This window comes from Enterobacter cloacae complex sp. ESBL7 (assembly GCF_041679625.1).
GTDB lineage: Bacteria > Pseudomonadota > Gammaproteobacteria > Enterobacterales > Enterobacteriaceae > Enterobacter > Enterobacter asburiae_B.
Window position 1 is genome coordinate 1 of sequence record NZ_JBGORN010000026.1, and the last position, 1,530, is coordinate 1,530.

At 65.2% G+C, this 1,530-nt stretch carries 2 protein-coding genes and 1 pseudogene; all 3 read left to right on the top strand.

Annotated features, from left to right (window positions below):
• Window positions 1-330, top strand: a pseudogene (locus ACERY3_RS25235) (hypothetical protein); the annotation flags it as partial.
• Window positions 330-737, top strand: coding sequence for a hypothetical protein (locus tag ACERY3_RS25240; RefSeq protein ID WP_373226789.1), 408 nt, complete (start codon window positions 330-332; stop codon window positions 735-737). The pseudogene ACERY3_RS25235 and the gene ACERY3_RS25240, both read left to right, overlap by 1 nt.
• A 165-nt stretch (window positions 738-902) precedes the next feature.
• A partial coding sequence (gene aqpZ / locus ACERY3_RS25245; protein WP_373226790.1) for an aquaporin Z occupies window positions 903-1,530 on the top strand: 628 nt, incomplete at its 3' end.

A 1,530-nucleotide genomic window follows, 5' to 3' on the forward strand; every position in this document is an offset into this window, starting at 1 on the left:
CAGGGGCGCGCCGTGACCCGTGAAGAGATTTCTCAGGCCTTCTCGGTGGCTCCGCGCCGTGCGGCGGACGTGATGACCTACATCATGTGCGACCGGTCAGATGCGGTTGCGGTCCACAAGGAAGTGGTCCGGGTGGCCAGCGGTCACCGGGTGGCGATGTTCCTGGTGACCTCCGTCACCACCCGCCCGGGTGTGCCGGTCGCATCGGTCTGCGGGCGCAAACCCCGTACCGAGGTTTCTGAGGCTGCCCGCCTGCGCGAGCAGGAGGCGCTGGCGCAGGCGGCGAAGTCGTTTCTGTTTCAGCGCCGGGGCTCGCCGGGCTTGTCCTGATGTCTGTTGGCGTGATGGGGGTGGCTTTTTACCTGGTGCAGCGTCTGCATGACGTTCCGCTTCTCTGGTTACTGGTGCTGCCGGTGGTGGCCCTGGTGGTGCCGGGGCCCCCGTTCTGGCGTCTGCTCCGTCGACGCCTGCGCCACGCCGGAGGGCGGGATGTTCTGCGTCAGTCCGCACGGCTCTGGGGGCCACCGATACTGCTGATGGGGTGCGGTGTGGGACTGGTGATGTACCCCGGCAGCGACAGGTCTGTCAGCGGGTCCGGTACCGGGTTGAATGTGCCGGATACCCGTTGTGAGCGTCCCGAGAGAAGCGGGGTGCTGCTGGCGGTGGCCTGCCCGGATGCGGGGCAGGGGATAAAGGGCCGTCAGGCGGATACCCCGGATAACGATAATGACGAGTAATGAAGGGCAACTGACCCCGCCGGCTCCGGCTGACGATGTGGTGCTGCTCATACTGCGGACGATACCGCATGTTACCGGCTGCGCCGCGTAACAGCCGCAGGGATGGTCGGGCAGGGGCTCATTCAGTCACGAATAACACACAGCAAAAGGCAGGACAGGATGATGATGAAAAAACTGATGGCAGAAGCGACCGGCACGTTCTGGCTGGTCCTGGGGGGATGTGGCAGCGCAGTGCTGGCCACGGGTTTTCCGGATGTGGGGATTGGTTTTCTCGGGGTGTCGCTGGCCTTTGGTCTGACGGTACTTACCGGGGCGTATGCGTTCGGGGCCCTGTCCGGGGCGCACTTTAATCCGGCGGTCTCGTTAGGCCTGTGGGCGGGCGGGCGCTTCCCGGGCTCCCTGCTGGCACCCTATATGGTTGCCCAGGTGCTGGGCGGATTGCTCGGGGCCGGGGTGCTGTACCTGATTGCCAGCGGCAGTGGCGGATTTGATGTCCACGCAGGATTCGCCAGTAACGGCTACGGTACCCTGTCCCAGGGGGAGTTTCCGCTCCTGAGCGTGGCCCTGACGGAGTGGGTGCTGACGGCGATGTTTGTGCTGGTGATTGCCCGGGTGACCGGTGCGGATGCACCGACAGGCTTTGCGCCGCTGGCCATTGGTCTGTGCCTGACGCTTATCCACCTGATTTCCATTCCGGTGGACAACACCTCGGTGAACCCGGCCCGCAGTCTGGCGGTGGCGGTGTTTGCCGGCGGTGAGTGGCTGAAGCAGGTCTGGCTGTTCTGGGTGGCCC